Source organism: Riemerella anatipestifer, from assembly GCF_009663465.1.
GTDB lineage: Bacteria > Bacteroidota > Bacteroidia > Flavobacteriales > Weeksellaceae > Riemerella > Riemerella anatipestifer_C.
Genome location: NZ_QXHU01000003.1, coordinates 267,439 through 292,819, shown reverse-complemented (window position 1 = coordinate 292,819; position 25,381 = coordinate 267,439). Strand labels below are relative to the sequence as shown.

Sequence of the window (25,381 nt, the reverse complement as noted above, 5' to 3'; positions counted from 1 at the left end):
GGGAGAATAACAAAAGTATCAAATCCAAAATTTGAATTGGGTAACAAACCAACGGATTGGACACCAAATCCGTTGGATATAGAGGTACAGTTTGCCAACCTTCAACAAGGGATAAGCAATATGCAAACTTCGTTATCTGATGTAAAGACTAAAACAGACAACTTCGCTTCTATTCAAGGCGGGTTGATGATGGCAAACTTAATGTCAGTCGGAAGTAACCAAGCCAATCAAAATGCTTTTATTAGTGGTATTACAGACGAAGGGGCAATGAGCGTGAGGTTTGGAGCAGGAGCTAACTACGCCAATAAACATAACGCCCCGTTTAGGGTGCTGGATAATGGGAAAGTTTATGGCTCTGATATGGAAATTACGGGTGGTAAAATAGCAAGGTTCAATATTAGCGGAAATACACTTTCGGGGCAAGGAATAGCAGACCCAAACGACTATTTAGAAATAAAGTCATCTGGAAGCATACTTTCATATAAAAAAAGTCTTTCATCTGGGAGAGAAAGCTATGCTCTCATCAATAATGATGATAGTATTTTAAACGGAAATAAAAACAATATACTTCGGCTCTGGGGGCGTGATGTGAACAATTATACGCCCTACAACGCACTATCTATAAGGGCAGACGGACAGTATGCTACTGCCTTAAATATAGAATCGGGAGATATTCGTGTGGGTGGAGAGGTAGGATATACAGGTTCGGTCTTTTTAGGAAATAGACTAGTCTATATAAAAAATGGAATAATCATAAGAGTATAATTTTTAAAAATAACAAAACTATGAAAACAAAAAAATTACAAAAAGTAAACGAGAGGATAGCAACAACGCTAATGGAAAGCATTGGGGAAAAACAAATTTATTATCAGTACGAAACTGATTATAATAATAAAACTCCCCAAATGGTCAATTTCAGCACTCAGCTGAAAGACGGGAAGACCTTATCAGGTTCTTACTCTAAAGGTGGAGGGCTATCATTAAATGGAACAGGCGTAAATAGTGTGGAAGATTTACAGGTAGTCAATAGTGCCTTAGATACAATCTTAGAAATCATCAACGGCTTTGAAGTTAAAGAAGAAGTTTCAGAAGAAGAAGTAAAAGATGGTGGTAGTCAATAAATATTTAGTACCGAGAGGGTACACCGCAATGGCGGTGTTTCCTTTCATCTTTCTAAAGAAGAAAAAGTATCAAAGTAACAGGTACTTGTTGAACCACGAGAAAATACATCTAAGACAGCAATTAGAATTACTGATTTTGCCTTTTTTCGTTTGGTATGGGCTAAACTACCTATGGAACTTGTTTAGGTACAAGAACCATAGAGAAGCCTATCGGAACATCATATTTGAACGAGAGGCTTATGAGAATCAAAACGATTTAGAGTATTTGAAAAACCGAAAACTTTGGCAATTTTTTAATAAAAGACACGCATTATGATTAAAGAGTTTATCATCACTAATCTGATGAATATACATACAGGAACTGTAAGCCAAAAAATACTAGGAACGATAAAATTAGCTGCCGCACCAGCCATAGGAATATCTCTTACGGAGCGGTTTATCGGCTGGTACATAGAAAACCAAATCTTTATGACCTTTGTTTTTGTGGCTCTGTTTTTAGACCACATTTTGGGCAGTTGGGTACATTATAGAAAAGGGGATTTTTCACTTAAAGAAAATATCTATGGATTATTTGGGAAAACCACAAGCGTAATTGTGGGGTATGTTCTGTTTGAAATGGTGCATCAAATTGTCAAAGATGTTGATTTTATAGCCATATATTTCAAGGTATTGCTACAACTAATGGTTTTCCTCTATCCTGCGGGAAGTGCAATGGGGAATTTATCAATTTTAACCAATGGAAAGTTTCCACCAGTCGGGTGGATGAAGAAACTGAGGAAGTTTAATGAAGAAGCAGATTTAGAAACTTTTAAAACTAAAAAACATGAAGAGTAAATTTTTATTTATAATCGCTGTACTTTTCTTGTTTTCTTGTCGAACAAGGAAGAAGATAGACACGCATATCCAAAGTAAAACTGTGGAAGTAAAACTAAAAGACAGCATTTCTGCAAAAGAAATCAAGCAGGAACAAACAACTAAAGTGCAAGATAAACTTCAGATTGATAAACATTCTAAACATCAAGAGAAGAATATTGAAATTTTTGGGAATACCGAACCTGAAACGCCCTTTGTCTTTCACGAAGTAGAGGGTAAGGATACTTTACAAAGTATCATCATAAAGGGGAATGCTCAATTCTCGGTTAAATCTTTCAAGAATAGCACTCAACACACAACAGAGAAAAAAGAAGAAAAGGAGCATCTTAATGAAGTACAGGAGTTAGCAAGAAACGCTGTATCCCAAAGGACAATAAATGAGGTAGCCAATGAAATAAGGGCGGTATCTAACGAGGTAAAATCATCTGGATTTACATTCGGTACTTGGGTGTGGATAATTATAGGTGGTATCCTGATTGTCGCAGGGGCTGTGCTTTATTTTTATCTGAAAAGAATAAAACTATTTTAATTAACTAAAAAAACTAATAACTATGTATTTGAAAACATTTCCCATAGCAGGGCATCACAATGCGGATAGCGGTGCTGTGTATAATGGACGAAAAGAAGCTGATTTGACAAAGGAATCTAGGGATTTATTTGTTAAATATTTCCCCAATGGGAAGAATGAGCTAATACTAGACAGAGATAACGAAACTAATGCACAGCTTCAAAGAAGAATTAAACCTGGAGCAGGTTCTGTCTTGTTAGATATACATTTCAACGCTGGACCTAGAACGGCAACAGGTACTGAATGTTTAGTAAATAGGAATGATTTTGCAAATAAAGATTCTATGAGTTACCGAATGGCTTACGAAATAAGTAAAGCCACATCGGAAATTTTAGGTATTCCAAATAGAGGCGTAAAGTGTGAAAGTACAACACGACACGGAAGGTTGGGTATATTGAACTTAGGTGCAGGTTGCTCTGTGCTTTGGGAGGTTTGTTTTATTTCAAACCCAAATGATATGGAACAATGGGATTTAAAGAAAGAAATTCTTATGAAGAAAATAGCAGAAATAGCTGCTAAATATGATGATATTAGATAACAAAACCACCCTAGCGGTGGTTTTTATGTTTCTATCTTGCTTTGATTCTAATAAATCAAAAAAAATATAACTACCTGCATATAAGATACATAAATAAAAAATTAAATAAAAATAAAATAAAATTTTATATTTTTTGGTAGTTTTGTATTTTTCACTATATTTGCAGAGATAAAAAAAGTCTGTTTGTTGGGGGACAGACAGACTTACAATTACGGAGCGAGGAAAAATATTTAAAATATATAAAATAATATGGAAAATTTAAATACTCGCGAATCCGTAAATTTTATTACAAATGTAGTAAAATTTCAGGAAGTGGACAACTATATGTCCGACAAAAATTTAAAAGATGTATTAAATATAGTGCATCAAAGCGTTATAGAAGGTTATAAGAACGCAAAAAACTACATCTCAAAAAATGAGTATGAGTTTATGAGTAAAAGGCATGAAGCTAACACTTATAACACAAAAATAGTTGCAGCGTTTCTTAAAGAAATTAACAAAAATGTGAAGTTGTCAAGCAGGGTAAAACTTTTCTGTTCACATAGTATGATTTATTTTCTTGTGGATAGAAAATTTTTAATGTGTTTTAAAGCTATCAATAATAACGATATGGTGTCTAATATGCTAACAGGGAGACATAATAATGTTATGAAGGTTGGAGGAGTATCCCTGAATAAGAGAATATTAGATGAATTAGCCAAGATTGGCATACATCGTACACCTCCGTTATATTACATAGGTTACCATCAACCAAGTAATGGTGCTTTAAATATAAAATGCTTGAGATATTTCAATTACAAACCAGTATTTAACTTAGACTTGTCAGAAATGTTTAGTAAAGAAACAGAAGACATAAGTGCAGTACAGTTAAAAACTAAAATTAAAAAAGAAGCTCTTCATATAATTGGAGAGTAATATTTAACCTTCCTCGCTCCGTAATTGTTTTTTTATTTAAACCATTAGTTGCTATTATGACACAATCAAAATTTAACACAGAAACACTAAAATTAACAAGATTTTACTATGGATTGAGTCAAACAGCTTTTGCTAAAAAATTAAACACAACACAATCTAAACTAAGCCAATTTGAAAACGGAGAAAAGCTAATTGACGAAAAATTTTTACAACAAATTAAAAATTTAGAAAATGATTTTTTGAGCGTTTTTTTTACAAAAAAGATTTACACACCTGCACAACAGCTTTTTTATAGAAAGTTAGTATCAGTAAGTAAGACTATGGTTTCTAAATTTGAAGCTAGACTAGCTATTGTTGCGAGAGTGATAGAGGAACTTCTTGAGGAGGTAGAGTTTCCTCAAAATAGGATAAAAGCAATAGATGCAGAGGATTTTAATTTTAATTTTGAATACATTGCCGAACAAACAAGGTTATCAATGGGACATTTAAGGGGTCCTATAAATGATATTATAAAATTACTAGAAGCTAACGGAGTTATCATACATTTTTTTGACTTTGATTTTATATCAGAAAGCAACAACAAATTTGATGGGGTTAGCACCTATGTATCAGGAGTTCCTGTTATTATGATAAATAATAAAATTCCGAACTCGAGAAAAGTTTTTACTATTGCTCATGAGTTAGGACACTTAATTTTACACTTTGACCATATCATACACCCAAGTAGAGATATAGAAAGAGAGGCAAATCAGTTCGCAGCTGCATTCCTTGCTCCATATATCGAAATAAAAGATGTGTTTAAAAGGTTCAATGTAGATAAATTATTCAGTCTTAAGTCAGAGTGGAAAATGTCTGCAGCCTCTATTCTATATAGAGCTAAGGAGATTGGTAATATAAATGACGATTGGTATCAAAAATGTATGTTTTGGCTATCAAAGTATAGAAAAAAAGAACCTTATGAGTTTGATTTATCCGAGCCAAAATTGCTTAAAACAATGATTAAACTAACTCAAGATGCCGACATTTTTTCATTTAGGGAAAATATAGGTCTTAGTGAGAACACCGTTAATGAGATATTTGGCACTATTTTACCCAAAAAAGAAACAAAGCTAAAACTGCATTTCAATTTTGATAAAATAATTTAAAGCAATAATCAAAACCGCGAGAACTTTGTAAATTCTCGCGGTTTTTCATACTATATCTTATAGCTAGATTTATTTCTAATTACGGCGAACTCGCCATAATTAAAATTTAAGGTTATTTAGATTGAAAAGCACTAAAATTTTATAAAGTTCTTTTAATAGGGAAGGAGTACTTATTGTATCTTCACTTTTATATTAAATGGGGGTATTTATGGGGGCGGAAATAAAAAACCGCCCTGTTTAAGGGGCGGTTTGTAGCGAAGACGGGAATTGAACCCGTGACCTCAGGGTTATGAATCCTGCGCTCTAACCATCTGAGCTACCTCGCCATTAGAGTGGTGCAAATATAGAAATAATTACAATAACTACAAAATTATTTTAAATTATTTTCTTGTAAAAATGCACCAAAACTACTCGGTTTACTCAATATTTTATTATTACTGTCTAATAGGAAATAAGACGGTGTCGCATTGATATTGTAAGTCTCTGTATAGCTAGAGTTCCAACCTTTTAGTTCAGAGTCGTTAATCCACGGGAGGTTTTTTACAGTTTCTTGGTAAGACTCTGCATTGGTATCTAATGATAGACCTATAACTTCTATATTATTACTTTTTAATTTGTTATAATTTTCTAAAATTAAAGGCAATTCTGAAACGCAGTGAGGACACTCTGAAGACCAAAACAAGATGAGTTTTTTGTTTGATTTAATATCACTTAGCTTCTTTGATTTAGTATTTATTACACTTTTGGAGAAGGTATAATCTTTAAAGCTACTCCCAACCATAGTGCTTTTCATTGCCTCTAGTCTGCCTTCTAAATTTTTGTTTATAGAGCATTTTAAATTAGAGGCTTGTTGGTAATATTTATCCTTTTCAGCGTCTAGACCATAGGCATCAAATATATTTAACAGTTCAGATAAAATAGTTTGTCCTCTAGGAGATTCAATATTTACCTTATCTAACAGGGCATCTGTATGAGAAATAACTTGATTTCTAGGGACCGAAGAAATAAAGTTAATTAGTGTAGATTTTAGTAAAGAGGAGGTTTCTAACAACTCTCCCGTATTAGCTAAGAAGTTGATATAATCATCAGTAGTTTTAGGGATTTCACGATTGGTGTACTTCACATTATCCCAGTAGTAGCTTATAAAAGGGTGATTAGAATAGTCTTTAATATCATTTTGTTCTAGCTTTTTTATTTCTAACTTTAGAGCCTCATTAAATGGAGAGTTATCGTTGTAAATGTCCCTAATTTGTACTAATACAGGCAATACTCTTTCTTTTTTTTGTTTTTCTTTGATGAGATATTGCATTGTACTATTGGCTTCATCTAAGAAATTGATTTTGTTGATGGTGCTGTTATCGGTGTCTAATTTTACACTTACATCTTTGTTTTCAGAAATAAAACTAAATGATTTACTATTCTCAGGGAAGTAGGCACGCATCATTCCAATATAGCTGTTGGGAATAGTATAGCTCCATTTGCCATTAGATTTCTTAGCCTTTCCTGCTATATAATCTTTTGAACCATTGAGGGTATATAAAATAACCTCTTGATTACTGAAAGTATCAGGTGCTTCTATATTTACTTTAAATTGTGCAGAGGTTATCCCATACAGAAATACACCTCCTAATAAAATTGTTTTTTTCATAGGAACAAAAATAAAAAAACTCATAGACTTTTCTATGAGTTTTTAGATATTATAAACTTTTTAATTGTCTTTTTCTTAAGTAATAAGAAGTTACCAATATGAGGACTATCGCTAATAAGATAAACTCTGTAGAGTATAGGTCTATTGGATTCTTCGGAGGAGCTCCAACATCAAACCCTACTCCGCCTCCAGAACCTGGTGGTGTCGGAGGAGGCGAACCACCACCATTATTTTGAGCTGATATAGAGGGAGATAATAAAACGACCAAAAATAATAATATTGTATATTTTAATTTTGCCATAAGTTTAATTTTTAGTTACTATCTTTTGAGAGAATACTTCACCCTTTTCTGATTGAGCTACAACAACATAAGTACTCTGAACTCCTGTTGGCAAATAAATACTGTAAGGCTGAGAGGTAGAAACCCCATTATCGGAACCTATAAGTTTCCCTGATATATCAAATACCTTGATATTTGCAGAACCCCAAGTAGAATCAAAAATTAGTTTATAAGATTTTATAGCCTCATCATATACGATGGCACAATCTGCTGGTCTACTTACTTCTATTGTTTCTAATGTTCTATTTTCAGGCAAACCATAATATAGATTGTAATAGTTTTCGGTTGCAGGGATAACTTCTCCGTGGGTAGCTTTTACCAAATCTCCCCCTGACATAGACTCTATATAGAAACTCTCTCCACTGAGCAACTTAGATTCTCCTTCATTCAACAAGTTTGTATTTTCTCTTATTTCAAATTTTAAGAATTTTACATCTGCACTATTCTTCATCAATAATATGTTCTTTCCTTTGAAATCGTTTTCATTCGCATCATTGATGTATAACCAATAAGACTTTGCAGCTTCGGCGTCATAACCACCATCTGCTTTCTCTTCAAAAGTTCCTATCACATCATTTCTTGTGGCTTGGGCTTGAGTTGTAGCCTGCCCACTAGGCTTCCCAGTAATTGCTCCTGGATAGACCACATAGTAGGTTCTCCCTATTTCATTTCTATTTTCATCCAAAGCTATAAGCCCTAGCTGTTTTATAGATGATGATGATGATAAAGTAGTATTGGAAGATGAGAGTGTCTTTAATCCAGTCTTAGGTGTACTGAAAGTCCATACCTGAATATGCTGATTGCTAGGAGTATTACTAAAAGTTCTTAGAGAAGCAAAGTCTATGTTAACCCCACTATTATCACGTGTTTTTATCAAAAAAGTGTGCATAGGTCTAATGATACCATCCGATATATCCCCAACCCCAATTGGAGTTCCTGTTGCATCAATGAAGTTTATATACTTGTAAGTGCCGTATTTAGTACCATTTGTAGTGTCATAGGTTGTTCCTGCAAGCTCTATTCTAATACCTCTTATCTTAGCTTTTGCTTCATCTGGTATTTTAGTTAAATCCAAATTGGTTAAGAATGGATTTCCTAACTGGTATAAGTTTTTACCATAACCATTAGCTTCAGTCCAGTCCTTACCATCTGTAGCAGCAAAGGCATCTCTAACATAGGAATTATATTTTTCCCCCCCAATAATTTCGGCGACTCCCGTTAGCTCCAAAGTCTACAGTCGCTCCAGCTCCACTCAAAGTTACATTAACCCCACCACTAGAGAAAGGAACTCCCATTATACCCTTCTTTTGAGTATAATCTACAGAGTTACCTTTATTGCCCAAAGAGTAGTATGCTGTCTTATGATTTCCTGATAATGAGGCTACATCATTAGTCTTTTGAGCTAGTTTAACAACATCTGCCCTCACCATAGAGTTTCTTGATACTAAAATCTCATCAAGACTTCCTCTAGCTTCTGTAAAGGTTTTACCTAACTCAGCACTTAGTGTACTAAATTCTTTATTGTTAAAAGGTAATGCGATGTGCTGATAAGCTCCTTCATTTGTTGCCATACATTCCTTTGTAAGGCTTCCGGTAATTTGCGATTGGTCGGTATTATTTATCCATAGCTGTCCATAAGAAGATGAGCTATCTAATTTAAGCTTTACTCCTGAACCACTTGAATTCTCTGTAGAAAACCCTCCATTATCTATCATTATATTACCTTGGTTTTCTATCACTCCTGTATCTTTAACTTCTACCGTACCTCCACTGTATACTAGTGTACCAGGTTTTACATAAACCTCCGCCGTTTTACCTACATAGGCTAATGTCTGAGACTTTATGGATATTACCCCAAGCGTCAACAAACCTATAGAAAATATACTTTTTTTCATATATGAATTTGATTATATTACATAATATAACTGGACAAAGATATAAAAATATTATTTACAATCAATGTTTATTGTAATAATATTTTGTTATCAATAGAATCTATATCAAACATATAGTCTTCTAAAATTTTTTCCGTAGTACCTCTTAGACCTCTTGCACCTAGTCCTTTCTCGAAAGTTTCGTCTACAATTTTTTCTAAAATCTCGTCTGTAAATTCTAAATCTATACCGTCCATTTTGAAAAGAGCTTTGAATTGATTAACGATAGAGTTTTTAGGCTCTTTCATTATTCTTACCATAGTTTCTTTGGTTAGCTGGTCTAGATAAGTAATCACAGGGAATCTACCTAAAAGTTCTGGAATTAATCCAAACTTTCTCAAATCTGTCGCGTTCACTTGCGGCAATATCTGTGCCAAATCTTTTTCGGAGTCTAGTTTTTCTTTACTAAATCCTATGGCTTGTTTGTTTAGCCTTCTTTCGATGATTTCTTTTATGCCATCAAAAGCCCCTCCAGCAATGAATAGAATGTTTTGTGTGTTTACTTGTATGTATTTTTGGTCAGGGTGTTTTCTGCCTCCTTGGGGTGGTACATTTACAATACTGCCTTCCAATAACTTTAATAATCCTTGCTGTACGCCTTCTCCTGATACATCTCTTGTGATGCTCGGATTGTCTGATTTTCTCGCTATTTTATCTATTTCATCTATAAATACAATGCCTTTTTCGGCTTTCTCTACATCGTAATCAGCGACCATAAGAAGTCTAGATAAAATACTCTCTACATCTTCGCCTACATAACCAGCTTCGGTAAGTATAGTAGCGTCTACAATACAAAAAGGGACATTAAGTTCTCTTGCAATGGTTTTTGCTAAAAGGGTTTTTCCTGTGCCTGTTTCACCTATCATAATGATGTTAGATTTTTCTATCTCAACATCATTGTCTTTTTTTGTTGAAGAGTGAAGAAGTCTTTTATAATGGTTATAGACTGCGATGGAAAGTTGCTTTTTAGCTTGGTCTTGTCCAATAACATACTCGTCTAGAGTTTTTTTAATTTCTCTAGGTTTCTTTAGTTCGGAGAGGGTACTTATAGGAGAAAATTCTTCTTTCTGAATATTGTCTTTAACAAATGCGTGAGCTTGTTCTATACAATGTTCGCAGATAAGTCCGTTTTGTCCCGAAACTAACATTTGAACTTCTTTACGATGTCTTCCGCAAAAAGAACACTGGTTATTATTCATATTTTAGTGTTGAATGAGTAGGTAATGAGTGGTAATTTATTTTAAAATTTTTTGCTGTGTTTCTTTGAAATCTTCTGCCGAAAATTTTACTCTCTCTTTCTTAAAATTAAGGTCTTCTATCTTGTTGATAGGTACTAGGTGAATATGAGCGTGTGGTACTTCTAGCCCAATAACAGCTATACTCACTCTTTCACAAGGAATATTTTTCTCAATTTTTTTGGCTACTTGTTGTGCAAATGCCCAAAGATTTTTAAACTCTTCTGTGTCTAAATCAAAAATAAGGTCAACTTCCTTTTTAGGAATTACCAAAGTGTGTCCTTCAGCTAAAGGCATTGCATCTAGAAAGGCTAAATGGTTTTCGTCCTCTGCTATTTTATACGCAGGGATTTCTCCGTTGATGATTTTGGTGAAAATAGAAGCCATAACTATTAAATTTTAAAATTATAGAGAAATGTCTAACACTTCAAACGTCAGCTGGTTGCCATTAGGTAAGGTGATTTCTGCTGTTTCGCCCACTTTTTTACCTAATAAACCTTTAGCGATAGGTGTGTTTACAGAGATTTTCCCTGATTTTAAATCACTTTCGTTATCTGGAACCAGTGTGAATACTTGCTCTTTTTTTGTGGCTTTATTAAATAGCTTTACGGTCGTCAATATAGAAACTTTAGAAATATCTAGTTGACTTTCATCTATAACTTTAGAAGTAGCTATTAAATCTTTCAGTTTAGAAATTTTCATTTCTAAAAGCCCTTGAGCTTCCTTCGCAGCATCGTATTCAGCATTTTCAGAAAGGTCGCCTTTATCTCTTGCTTCAGCTATTTGTTGCGTTATTTTTGGTCTTTCTACGCTTTCTAGCTGCTCTAGTTCGGCTTTCATTTTCTCTAAGCCTTCTTTCGTTACATATGCCATAATTTCGTTAATTTAGCGTTAGTATAAAAAAATAATCCGACATTTGCCGGACAATGTTTTGTGTTTAATAATTTGATGCAAATATATAAATTTTATTTTAAATGAAAATAAATTTTTTGAGGTTATTGATTTTAAAAATGTTAATAATCAGTGGCTTAGTTTTTTTTGATTCATGTAAAAATAGAGAAGAAATGGTATCTTGTTTTCCCAATACGCTCATCAATGTTAATTTAGACTTAAATTTACCCTTGTATCAAAAATTAACTAACATTGGGGGTTGGGTTTATGTAAATGAGCAAAGTTCGGGAACCAGAGGGTTGATTGTAGTAAGAACAGGAACTGCTACATTTAAGGCGTATGATAGAAATGCTCCACATATTTGCCCAGCATCTGATACCACATTGGAAGTTAAAGATGATATTAAAATAGTTTGTCCTAAAGATGGTGCGGAATGGATACTTTTAACGGGACAACCTACTAAAGTTTCGCAAGTTCCACCTAAGAATTATTTGACTTATTATGATGCTGCATCTAATGTTTTAACTATAAGAAATTAACACAAATGAAAGTAGTTGTACAAAGAGTTTCCTCTGCTTCTGTAGTAGTAGAAGGAGAAGAGGTGTCAAAAATCAATAAAGGGTATTTATTATTAGTAGGCGTGGAAGAAACAGATGAAAAGGCTGATGTGGATTGGCTTGTGAAAAAGATTGTTAATCTTAGAATTTTTAGTGATGATGAAGGTAAAATGAATTTGTCTATAAAAGAGGTTGGTGGAGAGGTGCTTTGTGTGAGCCAATTTACGCTTATGGCAGACTATAAAAAAGGGAATAGACCTTCTTTTATTACTGCAGCTAGACCAGATTTGGCAGTTCCTATGTTTGAGTATTTTAAATCCGAAATGACTAAATATGGTGTTTCTGTTAGTTCTGGTGTTTTTGGAGCGGATATGAAAGTGAATTTAGTTAATGATGGTCCTGTAACTATAATTATGAACTCTAAAATAAGATAGCGGTTTCTATAAATAATGAAAAACGAGCGGAATACATATAGTATATTCGCTCGTTTTTGTTATATAATTGATGTTATTAGTTTTTTAGAAAGCTATTTTTACTGGTGATTGCATCATTACTTTAGAATTATTTTTCTTGAAGTTGTTGATGGTTTCATAAATATAGTATTGCTCGCTTCCCATTTTTTGTTTCATAAAATAAGTAGAGATGCTTTCTTTGTCCATACCTTTAAAAAACTCTTCTAAAGGATTTATTTCCGAAGGATAAGAAATGATGTTGTAATTTTTTACTTTTGCTTTTTTAACAGCAAAAGTAATAGCATCATTAAGACTTCCTAGTTCATCTACCAATCCAAGTTCTTTGGCTTTTTTGCCAGACCAAACTCTACCTCCTGCGATTTCGTCCACTTGCTCAAAAGTTTTATTTCTGTTTTTAGTTACAAAATAGACAAACCTTTTGTAAGTTTGTTCTACACTATTTTGAAGCATATTTTTAGTACCTTCGGTAATGCCACTTATAGGAGATATCATTTTTGAGTTGGCATTTGTAGAAACAACATCGGAACGAATACCATTTTTATTAGCCAAATTTTTAAAGTCTGGTATTACACCAAATACACCAATAGACCCCGTAATAGTGTTAGGTTCTGAATAGATTTTATCTCCAGCCATTGCAATATAATAACCTCCAGAGGCAGCATAATCTCCGAAGGAAACTATTAGAGGTTTTTTGAGTTTAAGTTGTTGTAATTCAAATAATATTTGGTCAGAAGCGTTGGCACTTCCTCCAGGAGAGTTAATTCTTAAAACTACAGCTTTGATGTTATCATCGTTTTTTAAATCTCTGATGTATTCTAGGTATTTCTCGTCAGAAATATTGGTAACCTCATCACCATTGATGATGTTTCCAGAGGCATATAAAACCGCAATTTTTTCGTCGGAATTACTTTCATCTTTAATCGATTTAATGTATTTTCTTATGGATACCTTATTAAGTTTTTTATCTGTATCTATACCTATTTTTTGTTTTAATAATAGCTCGTATTCTCCCTTTTGCATCAGCTTATCTACTAAACCATACTTTAAGCTAAAATCAGGTATCATTCCGTAAAGCCCATCTGTAATGGATTGGAAGTTTTCTATGCTAATTTTTCTAGATGAAGCAATTTTATTAGAAACTCTACTCCATAAGTCAGAAAGTAGAGTGCTTAATTGTTCTTTATTTTCGGGAGAAATATCATTTCTTAAGAAAGGTTCCACAGCAGCTTTGTATTTGCCGTGTCTTATAATGTTGATGCCGATGCCGTATTGTTCAGCAAAATCTTTTAAAAATATTACTTCTGATGCCATACCTTTAAGTTCTATTCCTCCTGCGGGGTTGAGGTAAAACTTATCTGCAACAGAACCTAAGAAATAAGAAGATTGGGAAACTGAATTGCCGTAAGAGTACACGAATTTTCCACTTTTTTTGAAATCTTCTATAGCGTTTCTTATGCTTTCAATTTGAGTAATACCTGCGTTGATGTTATCATTTTCTATACTAATCCCTTTAATGTTATCGTCGTTTTTGGCACTTTCTATGGCTCTGATAACATCATATAGAGCGACATCTTGTATTTGACTTTTAAAGTCAAATACATTTAAATCTTTTTCTGTTTCACTTTCAATAATTCTGAATTTAGAATCTAGTGTTAATATTGAGTTACTTTTAATTTTTACATTATCTTTGCCTCCGATAGCACTGCTAATCATAATGATGATGATAAAACCAAAGAAAATAAAAAACACAATAAATATAGCTGTGATATTAGCCAATACACTTTTGATAAAACTACGCATACTTTAAATAATTTTGTTAATATGTCGCAAAGAAAGGTTATTTTGTTACTAGGTAGCAATATAAAAAATCCTAAAAAAAATATAGAAGAGGCTATTTCGTTGATAGAGAAAAGGCTAGGGACAATAATAAGAAAGAGCGAAATGCTGGAAACGGAGCCTGTGGAGTTTGTTAGTTCCAATATATTTTGTAATATTGCACTTTTATTAGAAACACAACTTTCGCCTATTCAGATTTTGGATGAAATTAAAAGCATAGAAAAGGCTATGGGTAGAATTCGTGATTCTAAAGAGTTGGGAGGATATGAAGACAGGTTGATAGATATTGATGTTGTGAGGTTTGGTAACCTTAGTTATAAATCAAATAGATTGGTGATTCCTCATAACAAGCATCTTTATGAGCGTCAATTTTCCCAAATATTATTGAAAGAGTTGGGAGTTGGTTGGTTGTAGAGTGAGAACAAATGTGATACTAGAAAATTAATGAGAAGTAGTTTATTGATTGTGTTTTTTCCCGTCGTTATGTATTCGCAAAATACAGGGGAATATCCGAATACCTTTTCTTCGGGGGCTAATTATGTGAAAAAATTTGATAATAAATCTAGATTGTTTAATGATTGGTCTATCTCTGTAGGAGGAGGTGGAGCTTTTATGCAATCTGCTGATTTAACATCTTTTTATGGAGGGAGAATCAATTTTGGTTGGAATGCTTATGTGGGTTTAGACAAACAAATTTCTCATGCTTTTGGGTTGAGTTTACAGTATCAACAGGGGCAAACTAATCAACAAGCGATGGTTAATCCCGCTTATGGTGTAGCAAGTGCTAACACAAAATATAAGCAAATTTCTTTGATTGGGGATGTTAACCTCTCTAATATATTGAGAAGGGTAGATAGTAATTCTCCTTATAGATGGGCTGTTCATGGCTATGCTGGTTTAGGTTTACAAGGCTACAAGACTTATTTACAGGATAAATCCACTCTATGGAATAGGAAAAATGTTTTAGAAGTAAATCAGGATTTAGATATTGCATCGTTTTTCTATCAAGCGGGTGCTGGTGTTAAATATAAAGTTTCTAAGTTGCTAGATATAGAAGCTAGGCTAATGTACATAATGTCTGGTGATGATGAATTTGATGGCGGTGGTTGGGATAATACATCAGCAGAGTATCCATATAATAGAATCAAAAATACCAATTCTGATAATATGGTTACTGTTAATTTGGGGCTCACATTTAAACTAGGTAAACATCTTTCTCACTTGGCGTGGCACAATCCGCTGGAGTATCTAGAAAATAGAATAAGCAAACTGGGAACACCTATTGACTTGGTTGTTTGTGAAAAAGGAGATAATGATAATGATGGTGTTTGTGATGATTGGGATAGAGAATTGGATACCCCAGTAGGAGCTAGAGTGGATGGTGCAGGGGTAGCGCTGGATGTAGATTTAGATGGAGTAATCGATTTATATGATAAATGTGTAACTGTACCAGGTCCTGTGTCTAATGATGGATGCCCTAAGAATGAGTTTAATCAAGTAGCGAAAGTTAATAAAATTTTCGAAGGTATAGTATTCGCATTGAATAGTGATGTTATTGAGTCGCAGTTTCTTGAAAAACTAGATAATGCTGCAAGCATCATAAAAACAATGGATTCTACTAAGCAGTATTTGGTTATAGGTGCTACAGATACTAGAGGCTCGGTTGCCTATAATAAAAAACTATCTCAAAGGAGAGCTGATGCCGTGGTAAAATATTTGGTTAGTAAAGGAGTGCCTATGTCTATGCTAGTAGTAGAGGGTAGAGGTCAAGATAATTTGAGATATCCAGAATGTAATCCTTATACCAAGTGTCCAGAATGGAAGAATGAGGCTAATAGAAGTGTCTATTTCTCAGAAAAACTAAATGATATAATTAAGAAATAATGAAAATAAATATTGTTTTGGCATTGGGGTTGCCTATATTTTTAGGTGCCCAAGAAATGGGGGATAAATATCCTAATACGTTTTCTTCGGGTTCTAATCATGTAGAGGGTTTTACTCAAAAAGTCAAAAGATTTAATGATTGGTCAGTATCAGTAGGTATAGGAATTCCTTTTATTCAATCTGCAGATGTTACTTCAATTAAGAATGGTAACGGTAGGAATCTGTATGGCTATTCAACGTATCTTAGTGTAGATAGAGCGATAACTCATGCTTTTGGATTAAATCTACAATACGATAAAGGTGAAACTAGGCAAGGTTCATATAGAACAGGAAAAGGAGGAAAGGGATATGCTGCTAGAACTCAGTATGATGCTATATCTTTACTAGGGGATATTAATTTTTCTAATTTATTTAGAAGAGTAGATAATCGCTCGAACTACAGGTGGGCTATTCATGGTTATGCTGGAGTTGGAACATTAGCTTATAGAGCTTATGCAGAAACTAATGGTGGAGCGCAAACATTAACGACCGAGGTTAAACCTTTTAAACTTATGTCTTTATTTGGACAAGCAGGTGCAGGGGTTAAGTTTAAGGTTTCTAGAAGAATAGATTTAGAAACTAGGTTGATGTATGTTGTAACGGGAGATGATGAATTTGACGGAGGAGGAGCTCAATATAGTGATAGAAATAAGACGGAGGATCAAGTTTCTGATAATTTTTTCAATGTGACACTAGGGGTTTCCTATAAATTTGGAAAACATATTTCTCATCTAATGTGGCATGACCCTTATCAAGAACTTTATAACAAGATAGAGTTAGCTTCAGTACCTCCAGTTGTTGAAGTATGTAAGAGTGGAGATGCTGATAATGATGGCGTTTGTGATGATTGGGATAGACAGTTAGATACTCCTGCAGGAGCTAGAGTAGATGGTGCTGGTGTTGCTTTGGATACAGATTTAGATGGTGTGATAGATTTACATGATAAATGTGTAACTGTTCCTGGTCCAGTTTCTAACGATGGTTGTCCAGAGGAGAAGCAAATTGTGCAGCAGAAGTTGGAGCAAGAAGATGAACAAATTGTGGCAATTAACAAAAACTTTGAGGGAATAGAATTTGATCTTAATAGTGATGTGATTAGAGCAATATCTTTTGATAAGTTGGATAATGTGGTAGCCATCATGAAAACTTTAAGAACTGACAAACAGTATTTAGTAATAGGTGCTACGGATACTAGAGGCTCTGAAGCATATAATCAAAAGTTATCTCAAAGAAGAGCTGAATCTGTTGTGAGATATCTTGTTGGTAAGGGAGTTCCTAGCTCTATGTTAACAGCGGAGGGTAGAGGTAAGAAGGATTTAAAATATCCAGAATGTAATCCATACACTAAATGTCCAGAGTGGAAAAATGAAGCTAACAGAAGAGTTTATTTTAAAGCAAAATAATAGCTAATTTGGCTGATATTAGAAAGCTGTTTCACGATTGTGGGGCGGCTTTTCTTTTTTTAATTGTAACTTTGCACCAATAGAATTAATTGTACAAAAATGAATCTACTTTTAAAAGAATTTAATACAAACTATAACTCAGCTCCTTTTGATTTAATAAAAGAAGAGAACTTTATTCCCGCATTTATTGAGTTGATAAAATCTACTGAAGAAGAAATAAAAAATATCGCTGACAATAGTGAAGCTCCTAGCTTTGAAAATACTATAGAGGCTATGTCTTATTCTGGAAAACAATTAGATGTAGTATCTAATTTGTTTTTCAATCTTAATTCGGCTGAGACTAATGATGAGCTACAAAAAATAGCACAAGAAATTTCTCCACTTCTTACAGAATTTACTTCTAAGATTTATCAGAATGATACTCTTTTCCTAAGAGTGAAATCTGTATATGATTCTAGAAAAAATTTAGATTTGAATGAGGAACAAATGATGTTACTAGAACAAACCTATAAAGGATTTGTGCGTAATGGGGCTTTGCTGAATAACGAGGATAAACAGAAGTTAGAAATTATCAATAAAGATTTGGCTATAAAATCTTTGAAGTTTGGGCAAAATACATTGGCTGCTACTAATGATTATTTTAAACATATTACAGAGGTAAATAAGCTGAAAGGAGTTCCTAATGATGTTTTAAATCAGTATCAAGAAGAGGCTAAAAGTAGAGGGTTAGAAGGCTATGTAATTACGCTACAATACCCTAGTTATTTGCCACTGATGACCTATGCAGAAGATAGAGATTTAAGAAAAGAGCTAGCTGAAGCTAATGGTAAAAAATCTTTTGATGGAGGAGAGTTTGATAATCAAAAGCTGATTGAAGAAATTATCCTTCTAAGGCAAAAAAAAGCAAATTTGTTAGGGTATGAAAACTATGTATCCTATATTTTAGAAGAAAGAATGGCTAAGTCTCCAGCAGAGGTTTTTTCTTTTTTGAATGAGCTTTTAGAAAAGGCGAAGCCTTATGCTTTAAAAGAAATAGAAGAATTAAAAACTTTAGCAGAGAAAGATGGGATTACTGATATTCAAAGCTATGACCACGCTTTCTATGCTGAAAAATTAAGGAAGCAAAAATTTGATTTGAGCGATGAGGAACTCAAACCTTATTTTCAGTTAGATAAAGTAGAACAAGCGGTGTTTGATTTATCAAAAAATATATTTGGATTAGAGTTTGAAGAAATTACCGATATTTCAAAGTATCACCCTGAAGTAAAGACTTACAAAGTTACAGAACAAGGCGAATACAAGGCACTCCTTTATGTGGATTATCACCCAAGAAAAGGTAAGAGGGCTGGAGCGTGGATGACGAGTTATAGAAATCAGTATAAAGAGAGAGGGGTTAATCATCGTCCACATGTTTCGGTGGTGTGTAACTTTACTAAACCTACGGCTGATATACCTAGTTTACTCACTTTTCAAGAAGTTACTACTTTATTTCATGAGTTTGGACACGCTTTGCACGGTATTTTAGCTAATACACAATATCCTAATTTGTCTGGAACTTCTGTGAAATGGGATTTTGTAGAGTTACCCTCTCAGTTTTTAGAAAATTATTGTTACGAGGCAGAGTTTCTTAAAACTTTTGCTAAACATTATAAAACAGGAGAGGTTCTATCTAATGAAAAGATAGATAAAATAGCTCAATCTAAAAACTTTATGGAAGGCTATCAGACACTTAGGCAGCTAGGCTTTGGATTGTTGGATATGCATTATCATACAACTCATTTTTCGGGCGAGGAGAAGTTGAAAATAAAAGACTTTGAAGATAAGGTAATGGCTGCTACTCAACTTTATCAGAGTCATCCAGAAACAGCAGTAAGCCCCAGCTTCTCACATATTTTTCAAGGAGGCTATGCGGCGGGTTATTATTCGTACAAATGGGCAGAAGTTTTAGATGCAGATGCGTTTCAATATTTTAAAGAAAATGGGATTTTTAATCAAGAGATAGCCCAAAAGTATAAACAACTTTTATCTAGTGGAGGTACTATAGATCCTATGATTTTATATAAAAACTTTAGAGGAAGAGAGCCTAAAGTTGAAAGTTTATTGAAACGAGCTTTTGAATAGAAAGACCCAGGTTTAATTTGTTGTAAAAAAAGCCTTTTGAGTTTCTTCTATTAAAAACTTAAGAGGCTTTTACGCTAAATTTTTAAAGTAATCCCATAATACTACGAATAGCATCGCTAACCCAAGCGAGAAATTAAATAAACTACTCGCAAGAAATCCTATAAAAGCCCCTTTGGTAGAATTGTATGCTTTGAGGTAATTTTTACTATCGTGTAACATTTCGCCAATAAAAACTCCTAGAAACATTCCAATTAAAAAACCAAAAGGAATTGGCAGAAAAAATCCTACTAAAGTTCCTATAATAGAGCCAATGCTACCCCATTTAGTCCCACCGTAGCGTTTATTTAGCTTTGCAGGAATAAGGTAATTTAGAACTAAAGAGGCTAAAGAGAAAAATCCAAAAATCCAAATATAAACCATAGATAAGTTAGAATCAGTACTAAATTTGTAGAGTAGCACTCCTGCAAAACTGAGTAAAATACCAGGTAACACAGGAAGTATAGTGCCCAATATACCAATAATCACTACAATGATACTAATAATACTTATCCAATCTTGAGTTGTCATAATACTATAAAATTTGGTTAAAAGTACATATTTAGTACCATCTAAACAAACCTATTTTCTTATTTTTGCCAATATGAATGAGGAGATAAAAGATACCAAAGATTTTTTACAAAAAATAAGTGATCAAATTCATTTTTGGATAAAGGCAGAGATGCCTGATGGGGTTATTTTGTTGTGTCAAATAACAGCAAAACTATTCTTACTTTTAGTGATATTGGTTGCCTTGGATTTTTTATTTAAAATTTCATTTAACGCTTTATTTTTAGTTTTTAGAAAGTACACACAAAAACCAATTCTTAGAGCTTTTTATGAGAGTAAAATCTCTAATTCTGTGGCTCATTTTTTTGCGATTGGTGTAACACAGGAAATGATTTATTCTGTATTTTACAGACACCCAAAAAGTCATAGTATTTTAGAGACTTTTTTCTCACTTATGTTTGTGGTGGCATTTAGTATATTGTACTTTAGACTCCTTAAAGCCACCGAAAAATACTATGTGCTTAAAGGTGATTTTTATAGAATTACAGGGATTAGAGCGGTTACACAATCACTTAAAATTTTAGGGTATATTATATTCTCGTTCATAGGCATTTCTGTGTTGTTTCATATTAAAGCCTCTACCATTTTGGGTAGTTTAGGTGCAATGACGGCAGTGATACTTCTCGTTTTTAGAGATACCATCTTAGGTTTTGTTACAGGTATTCATGTGTCTACATCTAAGAATCTGAAAGTAGGAGATTGGATAGGAATTCCGAAGTATAATATTGAGGGGACGATAGAAGATATTAATTTATTAACAACAAAGATTCAGAATTTTGATAAAACAGTATCTACTATCCCTACTTACGACCTTCTTTCTACGGAAATTAAGAACCTTCAGATAATGTCTGAAACTAACACAAGAAGAATAAAAAAAGCCATTATTTTCAATATTAAATCATTCAAGTTTATAGATGATGAAATGATGGCAAAGTTGTCTAAAATTAATCTAGTTAAAGACTATCTTGAGGAAAAAAAGACTAAAATTTCTGAAATTAAAAAGAGAACACCTAATTCTTCGGAGATAATCAATGGGCCACAGCTTACCAATATTGGTACATTTAGAGTGTATGCTCTTAACTACTTGAAAAATAATGAGAATATAGAACAAGAAAGTCCGCTGATGGTAAGACAGTTAGAAATTACAGCTCAAGGACTTCCTCTAGAAATTTATTGTTTTACCAACAACTCTAAATGGGAAAATTACGAGCAGATACAAGCGGATATTTTTGACCATCTTCTCGTAGCGGCACAGGTGTTTGATTTGGAGGTAATGCAAGTCAGTATCAAAGTATAATGTTAAATATCAATAATAAAAAAATAATGACAAAACTAAGCGTAAATATAAATAAAATAGCCACTCTGAGAAATGCGAGAGGTGGCGATGTGCCGAGTGTAACTCAGGTGGCTGTAGATGCTCAAAAATTTGGAGCACAAGGAATTACCATACATCCAAGACCAGATGAAAGACATATTACAAGAAAAGATGTGTACGATTTGAAACCATTGGTAACTACCGAGTTTAACATTGAAGGGAATCCTCATCGTCCGTTTATAGATATGGTGTTGGAGGTAAAGCCAGAGCAGGTAACATTAGTGCCAGATGCAGACGATGCCATTACTTCTAATGCAGGGTGGGATTGTAAGGTGCATTTAGATTTTTTGAAAAATGTTATAGCTGAATTTAAAGCAGAAGGGATAAGAACTTCTATCTTTTTAGACCCTAGTCCAGAGATGGTAAAATATGCAGCGGAAACAGGCACGGATAGGATAGAACTCTACACAGAGGCTTATGCTAAAGGTTATACTAAAAATAGAGAACAAGCCATATCGCCTTATATCAAAACAGCAGAAGAAGCGATAAATAATGGGTTGGGAATCAATGCGGGGCACGATTTGAGTTTAGAAAACTTGAAGTATTTTTCAGATGAAATACCTAACTTGTTAGAGGTCTCTATTGGGCATGCACTTATTTCAGAAGCTCTTTATTTGGGACTAGAAAATACAATTCAAAGTTATCTTAAAAGATTGGCAAAATGGTGAATCAAACAGAAATATTACATTCTAAAATATACGGTGGAGATCTATCAGCAATACCTCTTTTAGTATTTCATGGTTTATTTGGAATGTTAGATAATTGGGGTGGCTTTGGGAGAGATTTTGGTGAAGTAATGCCAACCCATTTGATAGATTTAAGAAATCATGGCAAGAGTTTTCATTCCGAAAATATGTCTCACGATGATTTGGCAGAGGATATCCTTAATTATATGTCTGCTCATAATTTACAGAAAGTAAATCTCTTAGGACATTCTCTCGGAGGGAAGGCGGTGATGCAGTTTGCCGTAAAATATCCCGAAAAAGTGGAGCGACTTATTGTTGTAGATATAGCTCCTAAATCTTACCCGCCACATCATCAAGGGATTATTAAAGCATTACAAACAGTAGATTTTGATACCGTGAGTACACGCCAAGAGGTGGAAGAGCATTTGGCTCAATACATCAAAGAAAAACCAGTAATACAGTTCTTGGCTAAAAACCTTTATTGGACGGAAGCTAAAAAACTTAATTGGAGGTTTAATTTGGTTACTTTAGCAGAAAAATATGGCGATTTTGTGGGGAACGCTGTTAAATTTGGTGTATTTGAGGGAGAAACGCTTTTCATTGGAGGGGCATTGTCTAATTATATTTTGCCTCAAGATGAATTCTTGATAAAACAACAATTTCCAAAGGCTAAAATTATTAAAATTTCTAATGCAGGACATTGGGTACAAGCCGAAAATCCTAAAGATTTTGCTGCTGTAGTTAAGGAATTTTTAGTTTAATATAGAAAATTATGGTATTAGTTACAGGAGCTACAGGGATTTTGGGAAGTCTTATTGTTCTAAAACTTCTTCAGCAAGGGCAAGAGGTTCGTGCTACCAAGCGTTGTGGTTCTCAAGTAGAAAAACTGAAAGATATTTTTTCTTTTTATACGGATAAAGCAGATTATTATTATCAGAAAATAGAATGGGTAGAGGTAGATTTTGAGGATTTAGATTCCTTAAGAGTGGCTTTAGACGGTGTTAAGCAAGTCTATCATACCGCGGCAAAGGTAAGTTTTCATCCTAGGGATAAAAAGTCTATGTATAAGACTAATATACAGGGGACTAAAAATCTTCTTTACATCGCTGAAGAAAAAAAAGTAGAGAAGTTTTTATATGTGAGTTCTATCGCTGTTCTAGATGCTGCCAATGAGTTTCAACCCATTGATGAAGAATCTAACTTTAATCCTAAATTAGCTCATTCTAGCTATGCTATTTCTAAGCACTTTTCGGAGATGGAAGTTTGGCGTGCTTCTGCGGAAGGAATGAATGTGGTGGTAATAAATCCAGGAGTCATTATAGGTTCTGGAAATTGGGAACAGAGTAGTGGCGTTTTATTTGATAATATTAAAAAATTACCTTTTAGTTTTAAGGGGAATACTGGCTATGTAGATGTGAGAGATGTTGCTGATATTGCAATAAAACTTCTTGCGGAAGAAACTAAATCGTCAGGGCAAAGGTTTATACTCATTTCCGAGAATAAAACTTACATTGAAGTCGCTAATTTAGTTCGTAAAAGGTTAGGTTTGTCTTCGGCTAAAATATTCCCATCTTATTTGTGGCGTTTAGGGTGCTTTCTATCTAAAATTATAGGATGGGCTTTGCCAGTATTGAAATTGTTTAATAAAGCTAATACTGATGCCTTAAACTCAAAAATACTCATTTCTAATGAAAAGATAAAAAGTCTTCTTCAATACAAATTTATTTCTGTTGAGGAAAGTATAGATTTTCATTTAAAAAATTGGGTTAAAAGTAGAAAATAATGTGTAAAGTTTATTACTTTTGTGGTGAATAAATTATTGCAATAACTATGAAAAAACTATTTATGTTATCCACTTTGGTGGCGAGTTCAGTTATGTTTTCACAAGAAAATGTGGTTAAAACGGAGGAGGTTCCTACCATAGAAAAAATGAATATTTTGAAAACCAATGTAACAGGATTGTTGTTTAGAAATTTTAATATCACTTATGAACGTCCTATAAACAAGTGGTTTTCGGTTTCTGGAGGACTTAATCTTGTGCCGAAAGGGAATATTCCTTATTCAAAACAGTTTAAACTTGATGAATCTATAAATGAGGCTAAATTATCTACAACAGCATTTACATTGGAAGGAAGGTTTTATCTAGGTAAAGGTTATGGTAAAGGATTTTATTTGGCACCATACTATAGATATACCAATGTTAGTATTGGGGATATTACGGTAAATATAGAAGATCAGAATAAGCAGAATATACCTGTGAATGTGCAAGGTAAAGTTAATGCTCATTCTGCTGGATTGATGATAGGAACTCAGTGGTTCTTAGGTAAAAAGAAAGATTGGGTATTAGATTGGTGGATTGTAGGAGCTCATTATGGCGCTTCCAAAGGAGATTTACAGGGAACAACGGTTAATAAAACTTTAAACGAACAAGAACAAAAAGGTTTAGAAAAAGAGTTAAATGATTTAAAAGTTCCTTTGATTGATTATAGTGTAACTACTAACGCTAATGGAGCTAATGTTAAAGTAAGTGGTCCTTGGGCAGGGGTTAGAAGTGGATTCTCAATAGGGTATAGGTTTTAGAATGATACTTTATTTTAGAGCTATAAAAGATGGTACTAAATAAGTACCATCTTTTTTCTAAGAAACCATAGGAATTTGGATAGTCCTCCGATTTAAGTAATGAAATTTACCATAAGGGATTACTTTTTCTAGTCCACTTTATGCCAAACTTGAGTACGTCCAGCTATAGAAATACCTATATAACCTCTTACATTTAGCTTATTACCTTCTCTTTCGATAGAACATTTGTAAACCTTTCCGTTTTTTGGGTTAGTAATAGTTCCTCCGTCAAAGGTATTACCATCTTTTTTAATGCCTCTAATGACTTCCATCCCCAAAATAGGTTTTCCTTTTCTATCATCTTTACATAAAGAGCAGTTAGGGTCAGCAGGCTTGATAAGTAGCTGTACTACTTTGCCATAGTATTTTCCATCAGACTTTTTGAAAATTTCTACAATAGATTTAGCTTGTCCTGTTTCATCATCAATAGTTTTCCATTTTCCTTCTATTTGAGCATAGGACATCACACTAAACATTAGAGCCATAGTGGCAAACATTAATTTTTTCATAGCTTTATTAAATTTAAATATGGGTTAAAGATATAAAATTTAATTAAACAAACAATATAACATTC

Annotated in this window: 28 protein-coding genes, 1 tRNA gene and 1 pseudogene; 19 read left to right on the top strand and 11 right to left on the bottom strand. The window is 33.5% G+C overall.

The annotated features are described in order from the left end of the window. The 8 genes and pseudogenes from D1003_RS05820 to D1003_RS05785 all read left to right on the top strand — a co-directional run. Positions 1–765: pseudogene (locus D1003_RS05820) on the top strand (hypothetical protein); the annotation flags it as partial. A gap of 20 nt (positions 766–785) precedes the next feature. Next, positions 786–1,121 (top strand): hypothetical protein, encoded by a 336-nt coding sequence (locus D1003_RS05815; RefSeq protein ID WP_153936097.1) that lies wholly within the window; start codon positions 786–788, stop codon positions 1,119–1,121. Then, complete coding sequence (locus D1003_RS05810) at positions 1,105–1,437, top strand: hypothetical protein (protein WP_153936096.1); 333 nt, start codon at positions 1,105–1,107, stop codon at positions 1,435–1,437. The genes D1003_RS05815 and D1003_RS05810 overlap by 17 nt, the downstream gene beginning before the upstream one ends. Further along, the gene (locus tag D1003_RS05805) at positions 1,434–1,955 is read left to right on the top strand and encodes a hypothetical protein (protein ID WP_153936095.1); all 522 of its coding nucleotides are present in this window, start codon (positions 1,434–1,436) and stop codon (positions 1,953–1,955) included. The genes D1003_RS05810 and D1003_RS05805 overlap by 4 nt, the downstream gene beginning before the upstream one ends. Next, positions 1,945–2,523: a hypothetical protein gene (locus D1003_RS05800; protein ID WP_153936094.1), complete on the top strand. Its 579-nt coding sequence runs from the start codon at positions 1,945–1,947 to the stop codon at positions 2,521–2,523. The genes D1003_RS05805 and D1003_RS05800 overlap by 11 nt, the downstream gene beginning before the upstream one ends. Positions 2,524–2,545: 22 nt before the next feature. Then, the gene (locus D1003_RS05795; RefSeq protein WP_153936093.1) at positions 2,546–3,100 is read left to right on the top strand and encodes an N-acetylmuramoyl-L-alanine amidase; all 555 of its coding nucleotides are present in this window, start codon (positions 2,546–2,548) and stop codon (positions 3,098–3,100) included. 249 nt (positions 3,101–3,349) lie between these two features. After that, on the top strand, positions 3,350–4,015 hold the full coding sequence (locus D1003_RS05790) for a hypothetical protein (protein WP_153936092.1): 666 nt from the start codon (positions 3,350–3,352) through the stop codon (positions 4,013–4,015). A 56-nt stretch (positions 4,016–4,071) separates the two neighbouring features. Further along, the gene (locus D1003_RS05785; protein WP_153936091.1) at positions 4,072–5,160 is read left to right on the top strand and encodes an XRE family transcriptional regulator; all 1,089 of its coding nucleotides are present in this window, start codon (positions 4,072–4,074) and stop codon (positions 5,158–5,160) included. A gap of 252 nt (positions 5,161–5,412) precedes the next feature. Here D1003_RS05785 and D1003_RS05780 read toward each other — a convergent pair. The 8 genes from D1003_RS05780 to greA form a co-directional block, all read right to left on the bottom strand. After that, positions 5,413–5,486: transfer RNA gene (locus D1003_RS05780), tRNA-Met, on the bottom strand. 44 nt (positions 5,487–5,530) lie between these two features. Then, entirely contained in the window at positions 5,531–6,808 is a 1,278-nt protein-coding gene (locus tag D1003_RS05775) for a thioredoxin family protein (protein WP_260393337.1), read from the bottom strand. A 49-nt stretch (positions 6,809–6,857) separates the two neighbouring features. Beyond that, positions 6,858–7,109 carry a hypothetical protein gene (locus D1003_RS05770; RefSeq protein ID WP_153936089.1) on the bottom strand — a complete coding sequence of 84 codons (252 nt, stop codon included), beginning with the start codon at positions 7,107–7,109 and terminating at the stop codon, positions 6,858–6,860. A gap of 4 nt (positions 7,110–7,113) precedes the next feature. Further along, the gene (locus D1003_RS05765) at positions 7,114–8,376 is read right to left on the bottom strand and encodes a T9SS C-terminal target domain-containing protein (protein WP_153936088.1); all 1,263 of its coding nucleotides are present in this window, start codon (positions 8,374–8,376) and stop codon (positions 7,114–7,116) included. Continuing rightward, entirely contained in the window at positions 8,330–9,043 is a 714-nt protein-coding gene (locus tag D1003_RS05760; RefSeq protein WP_153936087.1) for a hypothetical protein, read from the bottom strand. Before D1003_RS05760 ends, D1003_RS05765 begins: the two co-directional genes overlap by 47 nt. 68 nt (positions 9,044–9,111) lie before the next feature. Further along, complete coding sequence (clpX, locus tag D1003_RS05755; protein WP_153936086.1) at positions 9,112–10,281, bottom strand: ATP-dependent Clp protease ATP-binding subunit ClpX; 1,170 nt, start codon at positions 10,279–10,281, stop codon at positions 9,112–9,114. Positions 10,282–10,317: 36 nt separating this feature from the next. Beyond that, entirely contained in the window at positions 10,318–10,704 is a 387-nt protein-coding gene (locus D1003_RS05750; RefSeq protein ID WP_153936085.1) for an HIT family protein, read from the bottom strand. Positions 10,705–10,722: 18 nt separating this feature from the next. Then, positions 10,723–11,190 carry a transcription elongation factor GreA gene (gene greA / locus D1003_RS05745; RefSeq protein ID WP_004916971.1) on the bottom strand — a complete coding sequence of 156 codons (468 nt, stop codon included), beginning with the start codon at positions 11,188–11,190 and terminating at the stop codon, positions 10,723–10,725. Positions 11,191–11,291: 101 nt separating this feature from the next. Here greA and D1003_RS05740 point away from each other — a divergent pair, with 101 nt between their 5' ends. Next, a complete protein-coding gene (locus D1003_RS05740) occupies positions 11,292–11,747 on the top strand; it encodes a hypothetical protein (protein WP_052910142.1) in 456 nt (151 codons plus the stop codon). Positions 11,748–11,752: 5 nt separating this feature from the next. Then, positions 11,753–12,199 (top strand): D-aminoacyl-tRNA deacylase, encoded by a 447-nt coding sequence (dtd, locus tag D1003_RS05735; protein ID WP_153936084.1) that lies wholly within the window; start codon positions 11,753–11,755, stop codon positions 12,197–12,199. A gap of 84 nt (positions 12,200–12,283) precedes the next feature. On the opposite strand, the gene sppA is transcribed toward dtd, so the two are convergent. Then, positions 12,284–14,038 (bottom strand): signal peptide peptidase SppA, encoded by a 1,755-nt coding sequence (gene sppA, locus D1003_RS05730; protein WP_153936083.1) that lies wholly within the window; start codon positions 14,036–14,038, stop codon positions 12,284–12,286. 21 nt (positions 14,039–14,059) lie between these two features. Here sppA and folK point away from each other — a divergent pair, with 21 nt between their 5' ends. The 4 genes from folK to D1003_RS05710 all read left to right on the top strand — a co-directional run bounded on the left by folK (position 14,060) and on the right by D1003_RS05710 (position 19,521). Beyond that, the gene (gene folK / locus D1003_RS05725) at positions 14,060–14,488 is read left to right on the top strand and encodes a 2-amino-4-hydroxy-6-hydroxymethyldihydropteridine diphosphokinase (RefSeq protein WP_153936082.1); all 429 of its coding nucleotides are present in this window, start codon (positions 14,060–14,062) and stop codon (positions 14,486–14,488) included. 30 nt (positions 14,489–14,518) lie between these two features. Then, positions 14,519–15,958 carry an OmpA family protein gene (locus D1003_RS05720; RefSeq protein WP_153936081.1) on the top strand — a complete coding sequence of 480 codons (1,440 nt, stop codon included), beginning with the start codon at positions 14,519–14,521 and terminating at the stop codon, positions 15,956–15,958. Further along, a complete protein-coding gene (locus D1003_RS05715; RefSeq protein ID WP_153936080.1) occupies positions 15,958–17,400 on the top strand; it encodes an OmpA family protein in 1,443 nt (480 codons plus the stop codon). Before D1003_RS05720 ends, D1003_RS05715 begins: the two co-directional genes overlap by 1 nt. Before the next feature lie 99 nt (positions 17,401–17,499). Beyond that, positions 17,500–19,521, top strand: a complete 2,022-nt coding sequence (locus D1003_RS05710; protein WP_153936079.1) for a M3 family metallopeptidase — start codon at positions 17,500–17,502, stop codon at positions 19,519–19,521. A 69-nt stretch (positions 19,522–19,590) separates the two neighbouring features. Here D1003_RS05710 and D1003_RS05705 read toward each other — a convergent pair whose 3' ends face one another. Then, complete coding sequence (locus tag D1003_RS05705; protein WP_153936078.1) at positions 19,591–20,088, bottom strand: DUF456 domain-containing protein; 498 nt, start codon at positions 20,086–20,088, stop codon at positions 19,591–19,593. Positions 20,089–20,161: 73 nt separating this feature from the next. Between D1003_RS05705 and D1003_RS05700 the strand changes: the two genes are divergently transcribed. The 5 genes from D1003_RS05700 to D1003_RS05680 are packed head-to-tail and all read left to right on the top strand — an operon-like array spanning position 20,162 to position 24,768. After that, positions 20,162–21,424 carry a mechanosensitive ion channel family protein gene (locus tag D1003_RS05700; protein ID WP_153936153.1) on the top strand — a complete coding sequence of 421 codons (1,263 nt, stop codon included), beginning with the start codon at positions 20,162–20,164 and terminating at the stop codon, positions 21,422–21,424. A gap of 26 nt (positions 21,425–21,450) precedes the next feature. Then, positions 21,451–22,170 (top strand): pyridoxine 5'-phosphate synthase, encoded by a 720-nt coding sequence (locus D1003_RS05695; RefSeq protein ID WP_052910178.1) that lies wholly within the window; start codon positions 21,451–21,453, stop codon positions 22,168–22,170. Then, entirely contained in the window at positions 22,164–22,949 is a 786-nt protein-coding gene (locus D1003_RS05690) for an alpha/beta fold hydrolase (protein ID WP_153936077.1), read from the top strand. Before D1003_RS05695 ends, D1003_RS05690 begins: the two co-directional genes overlap by 7 nt. Positions 22,950–22,960: 11 nt before the next feature. Then, on the top strand, positions 22,961–23,971 hold the full coding sequence (locus D1003_RS05685) for an NAD-dependent epimerase/dehydratase family protein (protein WP_153936076.1): 1,011 nt from the start codon (positions 22,961–22,963) through the stop codon (positions 23,969–23,971). Between the two features lie 47 nt (positions 23,972–24,018). Further along, positions 24,019–24,768, top strand: a complete 750-nt coding sequence (locus tag D1003_RS05680) for a DUF3575 domain-containing protein (RefSeq protein WP_153936075.1) — start codon at positions 24,019–24,021, stop codon at positions 24,766–24,768. 128 nt (positions 24,769–24,896) lie between these two features. Here D1003_RS05680 and D1003_RS05675 read toward each other — a convergent pair whose 3' ends face one another. Next, the gene (locus D1003_RS05675; protein ID WP_038693982.1) at positions 24,897–25,316 is read right to left on the bottom strand and encodes a DUF2147 domain-containing protein; all 420 of its coding nucleotides are present in this window, start codon (positions 25,314–25,316) and stop codon (positions 24,897–24,899) included. Positions 25,317–25,381 lie beyond the last annotated feature (65 nt).